Below are 13,758 nucleotides of genomic sequence, written 5' to 3'. Positions count from 1 at the left end.
ATTTCAATAATTTCAAAGAACTTCTATGATTTTTTAGTGGACACTAATGAATCAATATATCAATGTCTAACTTAAATTTGTTTGAAATGAAAAAACTAAACTTTTTTTTCTTTCTTAGCCTTTTTGCGTTGACGGGGTATCTTGTTCCGGGAATTGCTCAGGAAAATACTGCGATCAACATTCCGGGCAAATCGGGATCGAATTATTTCCAATTTCGTTTCTCGGATAGTGCGTTGGGAACACATTCTGTAGGAGATGCTACCGTAGATTCTCGAACGAAAACGTTTACGATGTCAGTGTGGATTAAGGCTTCTACTACAAATGGAGATATAATGGGGCATTTACAGGATAATCGTTATCAAAATAGCGGATCTTTTTCTGTAAGGCTTACAGATGGAAAACTCGGTCTTTATGCTCGTGGTTATTATCCGAATGGTGGAGATAAATTTGCAACAGCGGTAAATACGCCATCTTCAGTTTCTTTAGAAACAGGAGTTTGGACGTTTATTTCTATTGTGTCGGATGCTGTGAATAAAACGTTGACTTTGTATAAAGATGGAGTTCAAATACAGCAAGAAACTGTGGATGCGGAAGGTGGTCTTGGACTCTTACCTGATGCGTGTATAATGTTTGTTGGAGGAGAGAGTGATACGGATAAGGTTTTTGCCGGAGATTTGGATATGGTTCAACTTTGGAATAAAGCTTTGACTCCTGAAGAAATAAAAGCTTCAATGGTTAGTGTCGATCCATCTTCTGCTGAAGGTTTATTAGCGTATTATACATTTGTCGATAATGTCGATAATGAGTATCAAAATCAAGGTTCTGTTGAGAATCTTCCTGCAAAATTGGTCAGCGGACCGAAAAGGAGTGGCTCTGCAGCTTGGGAAGGAAAGTATTATGATACTTTTTCAACGGTTGCTTCTACATTAGTTGAAGGACATATTATTCCTGTTCAGCAGTTTACCTATACTTATACAACAGTCAATGGAGGATCTGTTACTGCAATGGTGGGAGATAATGTTATCAGTACCGGAGAAAAATTTGAGACAGGATCGGACATTGTTTTAACAGTATCTGCTAATGCGAATTATGAGTTATCTTCTTTATTGGTAAATGAAGTAGAAAAGAAAAATGAAATATCTGATGGGTCGCTGACAATTGCTGACGTAACTTCTGATTTGACTGTGAAAGCATTATTCGTTGAAAAAACAGCCTCTTATTGTACTCCTGTCGGAACAACCGATACAGGTGTTTATTTGGTTGCTATTACTTCAACGGGAGCAAAAGACGGTGTTGAGATTAATTATACAGCAAATTCGGATTTACCGTCTGATCAGCCGTATGTAAAATTAGATCAGGTTCTGACTGTGCAGAGAGGTTCTACGTTTACCATAAACTATGTAGGAGCTAATAGTGAACAAGAAAAACCGCAGATTACTTGTTGTCATGCAGAGATTTTCGTCGATTGGAACGGTGACGGAGTCTTTGATGGTGAAGACGAAGTATTACCGATGATCGGAAAGGATGCGGGAATGGCTTCAGGAATTCCTACCGAATCAGGTCGTAATTTGGATGTGAAAAATATATTGCAATCATTTACCGTGCCTCAAGATGCTGCTATCGGTCAGGTTTGTGTAAGAATTAGATATGTGGATGCTTGGCATATACGGGGTAATGATGGTGCGGATACTGAACATGGAGCTTGTGCTGGTATCAATAAAGGTTGTGCATATGATATTATGCTGAATATTACAGAAGGAGATGTAACTCCAGAAGGAAATCTTTATACATATAATACTGTTGCTGGCGGAAGTGTAACAGCTGCTATAGAAAATGTTCCGCTTCTTCCGAATGCGCGTTTTGATGATGGATCGGTAATTGTATTGACAGTAGTTCCTGAGGAAAATTATAAATTGACTTCTTTATTGGTAAATAATGAAGAAAAAGCAGGTGAAGTTGTCGGTAATACTTTGACATTACCGGCTCTATCTGAAGACTTGACTGTGGTTGCTACATTCAGTAAACAGAGTACTCCGGTTGTAGCTAGTTCTGCAATTCATATACCTGAAAAGTCTGGAAATAACCATTATATGTTCCGATTCGATGATCAGTTGTTAGGAAGTCATACAAATGGTAGTACGGATAATGATCAGCGTATTCGCACTTTCACTATGTCTGCATGGGTGAAAACTGCAGGTACAACAGGGGATATCTTAGGATTGGTACAGTCTAAATATTATGTAGAAAGTGGATCTTTCGGGGTTCGTTTGAGAAATGGAAATCTTGAATTGTTCTCTCGTTGTGTGACATTACCTAGTAACTTTGGAGATGATATAAATGTGAAGACAGGAGTTGCTTTGCCAATAGGAGAGTGGGCATTTATTACTGCAGTTATCGATGATGAAAACAAGACAATCGCATTGTATAAAGATGGTGAGTTGGTTACTCAGCAAAATTTTAAGCGGGATGGTTTCGGAATGTTGCCGGATAAGTCTTGTTTCTTTGTCGGAAATATGGATTTTACAGGAGATATCGAAGATATTCAATTATGGAAAGGAGCTTTAACTCCGGAGCAAATTAAAGCTTCCCGGGCAGGCTATACTCAAGCACCTGAAGATCTGTTGTATTATTATAAATTTAATTCGGCAGATGTTGATATAACACAGTTCCCTAATAAAGGTACTGGAGGTGAATGTGTTGCCGAATTAGCTTATGGCACTGTAAAATGGACTCAAGATCCTGATTTTGGTTATGCTGTAGAAATGTATGTTTATACACCTCAAGTACCTGAATATGTTCAAGGACATGTTAAAGCTCAGCATATAGTTACTTATACAGGGACATCCGAAGGCGGAAGTTTTGTTGTTAAGAATGGAGATGCCATAGTAGAAAGCGGCAGTAGCGTAGATGAAGGAACTTGGTTGACGATAGAAGCTACTCCGGAAGAGAACTATTTGGTTAAGGCGATCAAAGTAAACGGAGTAACGATAGACGGTCAAGGTTTCAATTTGTCTGAAGCCAGTGAAATTACAGTAGAATTTACGAATAAGCTGGTTTACAGATATTCATCGGTTGAAGGCGGAACTGTGTCGGCAAGTATAGGAGAGATGCCGTTGGACAATGAAGGCGAGTTTGACAGAGGTAGCAATGTCATATTGACGGTATCTCCGGAAGAACATTATGAACTGTCCTCATTGTTGGTCAACGGTGAGGAAAAGAAAGAGTCTTTGGAGTCAGGCAAGTTGACCCTAAGCGATGTTCAGGAAAATATAACAGTGTCTGCAGTCTTCACGAAGAAAAAATATACGGTTACGTTCACGAGTACGGGAGACGGACAGTTAGAGTTGAAGAACGGAGGCAGTACCCTCTCGAGCGGGTCGTTGGTGGAATACGGAACTGAGTTGACAGGTAGTTTGGTTTACAGTGAACCGACGCGATTATCGAGATTGACCAACAATGGAGAAAGCATATTGGAGACGGTAGTCAACAAGACGTTTACGATTACGGTAGAAGGATCAGTGGAACTTGTAGCAGAGTTTAAGGGTGCGACCTATACGGTTACATATCCGACCGAATTGACAGGTGGGAAGTTGAAAGTAACGCAAGATTCCGACGGAGAAGAAATTCCTTCGGGAACGGAGTTGCAGAAAAATACGGCTATCACGATTGTTCCGGAAGCTGAATTGGGCTATGAAATCGGAAGTTTCACGGTCAACGGAGTAGATCGATTGACTGAGTTGTCGGAGAATGGTGGAGAATACTGGATCACGATAGCAGAGGATGTTGAACTGACTGTGACTTTTACGCCGTTGACAGGAATATCCGGGGCTAAATTGACAGAAGTTTATTTCGACCGTACGACTTCGATATTGCATGCACCGGAGGGGGCAATGTGGCGAGTATATAACATAACAGGGTCTGCTGTATTCGAAGGCCAAGGAACACAAAACTTGCAAAATTTGTCTGTTGGTACTTACATTGCTAAAGTGAAGACGGATAATGGTATCCGTACGATTAAGTTTATTAAAAAATAAGTTTTAGAATTTCTGTTTTATTAGGGGGGAGTGATATCGGATTTCCCGGTTGTCTTCTCCCTTTTTCTATTTTTATTCTTAGAGCCGGTCGTCTAAATTTTGTTCGGATCAAGTTCGAGAGAAATCTACAAGAATAGTCAGTTCCCCCTCTTGGTAGGGAAACTGTACAGATACCACCAATAATGTTATAGACCGGAAGAAAACGTAAGATAGTCTGATAATATTTTCTTATTGGAAAATTTAGACTGGCCTTAAATATTTATTTAAACCTGTTTGACTTTTATAAAAAGATTTTTTATTTAATCTCAAATAGAATTTAAGATAAGTTTTTAATCTGTTGATATTTGTTGTTTTATCGAATAATCTCTTTATTATGAAAAAAACAAAACATTTCATTTTATTTATTTTCTTGTTGTTTGTTGCTCGGGTGTATAGTCAGTCTTATACTGTTTATCCTATACCGCAGAAAATGACTATGGGAAATCAGACTGTAGAATTATCTCCTGTTTTTAATGTAATTATTGAAGACGGTATACATATAACGACAATAAACCGGTTGAGAGAAGTTGTCGAGAATGCCGGTTTTACCATGTCGGTCAATGAAGCGGGAACAGCTTCGTCTGTTCAAACCAATATTTGGCTTGGAGTGAATGGTTCGGGAAAGGCTGCGGATCGGGCTTCATCTGTTTCTCGTTCGGTATTTGCTGACGGAAGTAATAAATTTGATCCTTATATATTGGAGGTCAATAAGAACCATCCTTTTGGAGATATCGTTATTTTGGGCAATGATAAAGAATCTGCCTATTATGGTATGGCGACATTAGAGCAGATGTTTGAACAGAAGGAGGAGAATAAGCTCACTACCGTTGTTTTCGAAGATTATGCTTATATGGAATATCGAGGCATTGTAGAGGGCTTTTACGGTTATCCGTACTCTGTGGAAAATCGTTTAAGTTTGTTAGAATATTGTAAACGCTATAAAATGAACCTTTTCGTTTATGGTCCCAAAGCAGATCCTTATCATTTGGGATATTGGCGTAGAGATTATCCTACATCTCTTACTCAAGCAGAGCAGGAACAGGGAATGATTACTCAAGATGATTTGAGAACGATAGCTGCTAAGGCACAAGCCTGCAACGTTAATTTTGTTTGGGCAGCTCATCCGGCGATGCAGGATGGCATAAGTTTTTCCAGTGAATCGGCGATGAATCCCGGGATAGATGCGATCATGAATAAATTTGCTCATCTTTATGGATTGGGAATTAGAGGTTTCGGTGTTTTTATCGATGACATTACTTATACGCCGAGCGGGAGCATGCAGGCATATTTGGCAGATCAGGTACAGAAGAAATTGAAAGAAAAATATAATACCGTTTCGGCAACGAAAGATGAGAAGGTTTGTCCCTTGTTTTTTGTCCCGACAGCTTATGCGCTCAACTATGGCGGCTCTTATTCGTTGAATTCTTTGAAAAGCGTCGATTCAGATGCGGTAATTGCCTTTACAGGGTATGATTGTTTCTCGAATATCCGAGGTAGTTCGTGTGCCGATATGGCGGGACGTGTTGGTAGAAACCCGGTAATGTGGTGGAATAATCCGGTGAATGACGATCATGATGAACGAATTTATATGCGTGGAGTGACAGCCCATTGGACTATTGAAGATTCAGAACCTATACCCTCTTTAAGAGGTTTGATGCTTAATCCGATGGGACAAGCTCAAGCTTCGAAAGTCGCTCTTTTCGGAGGCGCTGATTATGCATGGAATCCGGCTCGTTTTGAAAAAGTTTCTAATTGGGAAGCTTCTATCCGGAGTTTGGTCAAAGACGATGAAGAGTTGAGGAACGCTATGCGGACTTTTGCCATTCATTCTGAATCGGGTATAGAATTGAAAGAAACGGATGAGCTTAAGCCGTTATTCGATACGTTTAAATCATCTTATTCTGCAAGCGGGGAATTACCTTCTGTTACAGGTCAATTGGTTACTGAAATGCAAAAAATTTATGATGCGTGCGTTCTTTTGCGAACAATGGAGCATAGTGGTGATTCTGATCATGTGTTGTTTTATAAAGAAACGAAATATTGGATAGCTAAATTACAGTCGATGAGTAATATAATATTAAAATCACTCACATTGCTTCAATCAGGGGAGAATAGTCAGTGGACTGATTTTTTAGTAGCAAAAGAAGAATATGCCAAGATACATACCGATCCGGATTTTTTTGTCCCTGCATTGGAAGGTTCGGGCACATCGACAGAAAAAAAATCGTATGAGGTAACTCCCTCCGATGTCAATATGATGCCTTTTGCAGACTGGATTATCGGCAAAATTGCAGATAAAGCTCCAGTTTTGCCTGAACGGTCGCGAGATATAGTTATCATTACTAATGTGAAGAATCTTAACGGACCGCAGATAAGCTTAGGAGAATCAAGTGTCGTTTTAGGAAATTTATCCGGAGTTTCTTTAAAAGATGGGGAATATGTAGGAATTTATTTTAATGCGATAAAAAGTGTATCGGTGAACACGCTTCCTGTTTCTATGGCGGAGAAGTTTGCATTCGAATATTCTATTAACGGTAAGGAATGGACTGTGTTTACACCGGATGGTTCTGTTATGGATATGGCATATATTCGGATTCATAATAATAGCGGGAAAGTGCAGGAAATTTCGGAAAATGAATTTACGATGTCCGTGTCCGGGACGACTCCGGGGACTGTAACCGCAACAACCAACATGAGTGTCTATAGCACATATTCTGTAACGAATGTGATCGATGGTGATGTCGATACTTATTTTTGGAAAGACGGCGCTCAAGCTGTCGGTGATTATATTACACTCGATTACGGAGGAACAGTTCCGTTTTTCGATATAACATTGACATTTACTTCGAATGATCGTCCGACAGGCAGCGGTGTGGTAGAAATATCCGGTGATGGGCAGAGCTGGACGGAAGTGTCGACTTTTACTGCATCGGAAATAGAAGCTAATAATTCGGTGTTCTCTTGTAATGCCGGTGGGAAGTACGGACGTTATGTCAGGATGCGGTTGACTTCTGTTTCTTTGAATAATTGGTTGCAGGTTGCTGAGTTTTCTGCATCTGTCTCAGGAACTACGCCGGTTGCAAGTGATCAAGATGGGAATCCGATATCTGTATTGGATGATCGTTCGCTGATGAACGGATATAAGTCGGATAAAGCAGGACACTTGATTTATCGTTTTACTGAGAATATATTGATCCAAAAGGTAAAGATTTACCATTATACTCAATTTACAACCGTAGCGGATAAGCCGTCGATTCAAGTCCTGGTAGATGGTGAATGGGTGGATAAAGGATTTTTGGATGATTATTGTACGGAGGTAGATGTAAGCGATTTGGATAATATATCTCAGCTTAAAATTATTTGGAACGAATCGAATATACCGACTTTATATGAAGTATTGCCGGAAGGACTTCCTTATAATGAAGGAGGTGAAGTTGTTACCCATTTTGTCGTTTCTTTTGAACAACCTGCGCATGGAAAAATTTCAGTAATGGCAGGTGATATGCCAATAGATTCGGGAAGCAGTGTAGAACACGACACAGAAATAACTATTTCGGTAAGTGCTGATGAAAACTATGAATTAACTGCATTTACGGTTAATGGAGAAAATCGGATGGGAAGTCTTCACGAAGGAGTTTATACGATGACAGTGACAGAAGCTGTAACGATTGCGGCTGAGTGTAGCGAAAGAATACCGGTTATTGCTGGTTCTGCAATCCGTATTCCTCAGACAGACGGAAATAATCATTATCGCTTCCAGTTTGACGATAAATTATGTGGAAACCATACGGTAGATACTCAAGTCGGAGATGAGCGCATACGCACTTTTACGATGTCCGTATGGGTAAATCCGTCGGTAAGCAACGGAGATATAATGGGAGCGGTACAGTCAGCATTTTATGTTGGATCAGGTTCTTTTGCCGTGCGTTTGACTAATGGTAAATTGGGCTTTTTTACACGTTGTTACGGTAATGGCGGCTACGGTGATGATGTAACGGTTACGACAGATGTGGCACTGCCGATCGGAGAATGGGCATTTATAAGTTTAGTAATAGATAGTGAAAATAAAACCATAACTTTGTATAAGAATGGAGAAGAAGTGGCATCCGAAATATTGAATCGAGAAGGATTCCGTCTGTTGCCCGATGAGACTGTATTTTTTGTCGGATGCATGGATTTTGCCGGAGATATCGAGGATGTTCAACTATGGAATGTTGCTTTAACACCTGAGCAGATCAAGTCTTCTCAAGCAGGATATGCCCGAATTCCCGAAAACTTGTTGTATTATTATAAATTCAGTTCTTCGGATGTCGGTTTAACGGAGTTTCAAAACAAAGGTGCGGGAGGCGATTGTGCTGCTTATTTGATGAAAGGGACGATTCAGGAATTGAGTTGGGTAACTTATTATCAGAATACGACTTCTCAAGTGCCGGAATATGTTCAGGGTCATAATCAAAATTTGTATAAAGTAACTTATCCGGAAAGTTTAACCGGAGGGTATCTCGATGTCAGAAACGAAAGAGATGATTGTAGTGTCATTTCCGGAACGGAATTATCAGAGAATACGGTTATAATAATCGAACCGATAGCTGACCAGGGATATGAAGTAGGCTCATTTACCGTTAATGATGAAGATTGCCTTTCTGATCTATTAAATAACGGGGGCAAATATCAGATTACGGTTACTGAAGATGTAAACATAGCGATAACCTTTACATATTTAGACGGAGTTCGGGATGAAAAGACCCCGATATCTTACTTTAACCGTTCTACTTCGGTTTTGCATGTTCCGTTAGAAGCAAAAGTAAAAGTTTATGATATTACCGGCTCGTTGGTGTTTGAAGGAATGGGAACACAAAATCTGGTAGAGCTTTTAGCCGGTAGTTATATCGCAAAAATAGAAACTGATAAAGGTTTTTGTACGATCAAGTTTATTAAAAAGTAAGATTTTATTTGAACAGTCAGAGTATTAGTGATTTGTAATAATATGTATAAAATAAGAGATTTATTATATAGTTGTCGTTTTTAAATTTGATAAATTGTCTATACTATAGTTTCATTGGTTTTACAATTGTATTTATCGAATTGATGTACGAGTTAATCTATTGTTTAATTAAATAAATCTAAGCTTATGAATAGACGATTATTACTTGGCTTATTAGTATTGATCAGTTTCTTTATCGGATCTTTCTCTGTTAAAGCCGCAGTGAATCCGATAGCAGGATGTGTAGACCCTCAAGTTAGTACGGCAGAAGAGCCGGTATGGTACACGATAATGTCGTCCCATCTGACCGATGCAGATCGTCAGAATCGTTTTTTGGTTTGGGATGGTACAAGATTAAAGACGGAAAAATTTGATTCGGGTATTCTTGAGTCTCAACTTGAGAATAAATACTTGTGGCGTCTTGAAAAAGGAAGTGCCGATAATAAAGTTTATATTGTGAATCGTGCGGGAATGCGGGTGTTTGCCGAGGCCGGTATAAGCCCGAATACGGGAGCTAACACTCTTCTTACCGTTACAGAAACAGGTGTGGAGTGGGTAATGGCGTTGAGTAGCTCTACCGGACAACCTGATTGTGCAGATAAACAGTATTGTTTCAATTATTTAGGAGCAAGTGCTCAGCCTGCATATCTGAATGCTATGGATTCACAAAATGGCGATACGCAGAAAGCTTATGGAGTAACGGTGTATGAAATGGGAGTACATCAGGCTTCGGGATGGTTTTTTTATAAGGCCGAGTTACCGGCTTACAATGTAACCTATGAAGGTACGGTAGTTGGAGGAAGTTTTGTTGTTAAGAACGGAGATGCCATAGTAGAAAGCGGCAGTAGCGTAGAGGAGGGGACTTGGTTGACGGTAGAAGCTACCCCTGATGTTAATTATCAAGTTAAGGCAATCAAAGTGAACGGTGTAGCGATAGATGGCTCGGGATTCACTCTGTCTGAAGCCAGTGAAATTACAGTGGAATTTATGAATGAGCAGGTCTATACGGTTACATATCCGACCGAATTGACGGGTGGAAAGTTGAAAGTAACGCAAGATTCCGATGGAGAAGAAATTCCTTCGGGAACGGAGTTGCAGAAAAATACGGCTATTACGATATCAGTAGTATTAGAACCTGATTATGAGATAAGTGCGCTTTTTATCAATGGAGTTGATCGTTTACAGGAATTTCTCGAAAACGGAGCTGCATATTGGATTACGATAGCTGAGGATGTAGAGATAAATGCAACCTTTACACCGTTGACCGGAATTAAGGACGTCCAATTGGCAAATGTTTACTTTGATAGCACGACATCAGTTTTATATTCTCCAGAGAGTTCTTTATTAAGAGTTTATAATATAACCGGATCTTTGGTGTATGAAGGAAAGGGAACACAAAATTTACAAAACCTTTCGGAGGGCACTTACATAGCCAAAGTAAAAATGGATAACGGTGTTCGTACTATTAAGTTTATTAAAAAATAAAGAGATTTAAAGTTTAGTTTTTTCATTCAGAAAGATACTCCTTATGGGAAAAAGCAAAGTATATCCTAAAAAGTGAAGCATAAAATTTTGAAGATATAGTTTGACGAAGTCTTATAGGGGTATCTTTTGATAAAAAATAAGAAAATGAGAAAAAGCTTATTGATGTTTTTTTTGTTATTTCTGAGTACTCTGTTTACCGGGTTGAAAGCTCAAGAGTATATAACAGATAATCCTTTTGAGACGATGATCAGGTTGGGTTCTATGAATGTTAAGAACCCGATTTATCAAATGCCTTCTGGTCAGGCCGGGAGTGCATATATCGTTTCTGCTATTACATCCGGAGATGCTGTTCGTTATCCTTTAGGCTATACTGTTGCCTCTACGCCTGACCGGCATTTTATAATTGTTTCTAAAGCTACTACTTTGGTGGAGAAAGAACGCCAGTTCGATTTAATTATTGAGGAAAATGTATCTATCTCCGGACAATTTGTTACTATTTATACAGATTGGGATCGTGACGGTGTCTTTGTTAGTCAAGATCAGTCCTCTTTAAGTATGAGAGATAAAGGATTTACTGCTTCTTTTCAAGTTCCTGCTGATGCAGAATTGGGAAAAGCCCGGATACGTGTAAGATTAGACTCGTCCCGGCCTTCAGGCCCGGATGTTGCAGTTTCTGGAGGACGTGTGTATGATTTTGTTGTTTATGTTATGGACAAGACCGATCATGATGATTGTTATATAAGTGTTTCTTCTAGTAATGATAATTTAGGTAAGGCGGTTATTGAGACAGTTGCTAATGCAAATGGTAGGTATGATAAAGGTTCTTCTGTTACGGTGAAAGCCGAACCCTCTTCTTCTGCTGCAAATTTTGAAGGGTGGAAAGTTGGACAAGATATTATAAGCCGAGATCAGGCATACACCTTTACGGTAAATGAGAGCATGCATATTATTGCTGTTTTTTCTACCGTAGAGCCCGAGTTATCTGCTCCTCAAACGAGTACCGAAGCAAATCCGATATGGTTTCAGATAAAAAATGCTCATACGGCTACGGAGCGAGCAAACCGTTATATCGCTTATGATGAAAATCCTACGGGAGAATATTCTTCTAATTTACGTGCTGAACGTCCGGCTGATATAAGCGATAAATTTTTGTGGAGGTTAGAATCTGTTTCTGGAAATAGGGTTAAGATTATTAATAAAACCAGTATGAAACAGATTTACAGTTCTGGAGTTTTGGAAACGCAAGAGCTGACTGCTGAGGTAAACGGGAGCGAGTTTGTCATAGAACCCAGTGGTAATGCAAACGGAAGTTATTCTATAAAATATGAAGGTAACGATGGTTTATTGTTGAATGCAAAAGATGGTTTATGGAAAATTGTTTTATATAATGCTGGGGTAGGTACAGGATCGGGTTGGTATTTTTATCGTGTTCCTTTTACATCTACCGGTGTGGAAAATGTTTCGGTTACTCAAGTGAAGGCTTTTTTGTCGGATGGCATAGTCCGGATGAAAGGTCTTCCGGAAAAATGTTCTGTGAAAGTGATTAATCTTTCCGGGCAGGTTATAGGAGAGTTTGTTCCCTCTGATGTAAATTGCGAATATAAACTAAGATGTCCTGAAGAGTTTGTTATTCTCATGGTTAAGATTGAGGGACAGAAACCTTTTTCATTGAAACTTTATAATAGATCTTGATTTTTTAATTTCATAAAACGAAAAGATACCGATGAATTCAAAATATTTTTTATATCTGTCCGGCAGTTTATTATTTCCGTCTTCTTTATGTAAAGCACAAGTGAAAGATGCCGTTGCGACTACTGATCGTCCTAATGTGATTTACTTATTATGTGACGATATGGGCTACAGCGATATAGAGGCCTACGGGCAGCAAATGATCTCGACTCCGAATCTGACGAAACTCGTGCAGCAGGGAATGAGTTTCACTCAATTTTATGCAAGTACGGCTGTAAGTGCTCCTTCCCGGGCATCTTTAATGACAGGGCAGCATACGGGACATACCAAAATTCGAGGAAATAAAGAGATACAACCTGAAGGCCAAGAGCCTCTTGATCCGAATGTGAAAACAATAGGAAATCTTTTTCAAGAAAACGGATATGTCACAGGTTGTTTCGGTAAGTGGGGAATGGGATATCCCGGATCGGGAGGAGAAGCAAATGATATGGGATTTGATGTTTTTTACGGGTATAACTGTCAACGTAAAGCTCATAAATATTACCCTGATTATTTGTGGAATAATAAAACGAAGGAATACCAAAAAGGACGTTATTCGCAGGATGCGATTCACGAGCATGCACTTAAGTTTATCAGAGATAATAAGGACAAGGCATTTTTCGGATATTTTACTTATACGATACCTCATGCTGAGTTGACACAGCCTCAAGACAGTATTGTGGAAATGTATAGGAATAAGTTTTATGAGCCTAAGCCTTTTTATTCTGATGGTGATTACGGGACGGCTTTAAATCCCCGCACACAATTTGCAGCGATGATTACTCGTTTGGACACTTATGTCGGTCAGATAATTGAAGAGCTTGAACGACAAGGTATTGCCGATAAAACTTTATTTATTTTCACCAGTGATAACGGTCCTCATCAAGAGGGTGGTGCCGATCCTTATTTCTTCAATACGGAATCACGTTTGAAAGGACTTAAAAGAGCTCTTTACGAAGGAGGTATGCGAGTACCTTATATTGCTTATTGGCCTGGAAAAATTCAACCCGGTAGTATAAGTCATATTCAGGCTGCCGGATGGGATATGATGCCTACATTTGTAGATTTATTAGGTGTCGATTCGAATTGGAGAGAAGAAGCGATGGATGGAATTTCTATCTTGCCTACTTTATTAAATAAAGGAGAACAGCCGTTACACGAATTTCTATATTGGGAATTTCATGAGGAAGGCGGGCGTCAGGCCGTACGTGCCGGAGATTGGAAACTTATTCGTCAACAGATCAGTTCGGGAAATCCGACACATGAGTTGTATAATATAGCTGAAGATCCTCATGAAGATAATAATGTTGCTGCTCAATATCCTGAAAAAGTGGAAGAGTTGAAAGCAATTATGGATCGTGAACATGAGCCTTCTTCGTTATTTAATTTCGGTAAATAAGGTTCTCGATTTGAGATATAATGATGAAATAAACGAGGGTGACCCAAAAGTCAATAACGACTGAACGGGTCACCCTTTTTCATTATCTT

At 39.3% G+C, this 13,758-nt stretch carries 5 protein-coding genes; all 5 read left to right on the top strand.

Features of this window, described 5'->3' with window-relative positions:
• The first annotated feature begins 86 nt into the window (after positions 1–86).
• The 5 genes from AC1WHX_RS05685 to AC1WHX_RS05665 all read left to right on the top strand — a co-directional run bounded on the left by AC1WHX_RS05685 (position 87) and on the right by AC1WHX_RS05665 (position 13,669).
• Positions 87–4,034 carry a LamG-like jellyroll fold domain-containing protein gene (locus AC1WHX_RS05685; RefSeq protein ID WP_302996167.1) on the top strand — a complete coding sequence of 1,316 codons (3,948 nt, stop codon included), beginning with the start codon at positions 87–89 and terminating at the stop codon, positions 4,032–4,034.
• A gap of 373 nt (positions 4,035–4,407) precedes the next feature.
• Positions 4,408–9,018, top strand: a complete 4,611-nt coding sequence (locus tag AC1WHX_RS05680) for a beta-N-acetylglucosaminidase domain-containing protein (RefSeq protein WP_122338447.1) — start codon at positions 4,408–4,410, stop codon at positions 9,016–9,018.
• A 186-nt stretch (positions 9,019–9,204) separates the two neighbouring features.
• Positions 9,205–10,542, top strand: coding sequence for a T9SS type A sorting domain-containing protein (locus AC1WHX_RS05675; protein WP_270214285.1), 1,338 nt, complete (start codon positions 9,205–9,207; stop codon positions 10,540–10,542).
• A 144-nt stretch (positions 10,543–10,686) separates the two neighbouring features.
• Entirely contained in the window at positions 10,687–12,234 is a 1,548-nt protein-coding gene (locus AC1WHX_RS05670; protein WP_122338445.1) for a GEVED domain-containing protein, read from the top strand.
• Between the two features lie 31 nt (positions 12,235–12,265).
• A complete protein-coding gene (locus AC1WHX_RS05665) occupies positions 12,266–13,669 on the top strand; it encodes an arylsulfatase (RefSeq protein ID WP_122338444.1) in 1,404 nt (467 codons plus the stop codon).
• The last annotated feature ends 89 nt before the right edge of the window (positions 13,670–13,758 follow it).

This window comes from Coprobacter sp., assembly GCF_982436375.1.
This window is presented reverse-complemented; position numbering and strand designations above follow the sequence as displayed.

Coding starts and splice junctions, on each gene's coding strand:
- AC1WHX_RS05670 (WP_122338445.1), top strand. CDS start 10,687: ATGAGAAAAAGCTTATTGATGTTTTTTTTGTTATTTCTGAGTACTCTG.
- AC1WHX_RS05675 (WP_270214285.1), top strand. CDS start 9,205: ATGAATAGACGATTATTACTTGGCTTATTAGTATTGATCAGTTTCTTT.
- AC1WHX_RS05665 (WP_122338444.1), top strand. CDS start 12,266: ATGAATTCAAAATATTTTTTATATCTGTCCGGCAGTTTATTATTTCCG.
- AC1WHX_RS05680 (WP_122338447.1), top strand. CDS start 4,408: ATGAAAAAAACAAAACATTTCATTTTATTTATTTTCTTGTTGTTTGTT.
- AC1WHX_RS05685 (WP_302996167.1), top strand. CDS start 87: ATGAAAAAACTAAACTTTTTTTTCTTTCTTAGCCTTTTTGCGTTGACG.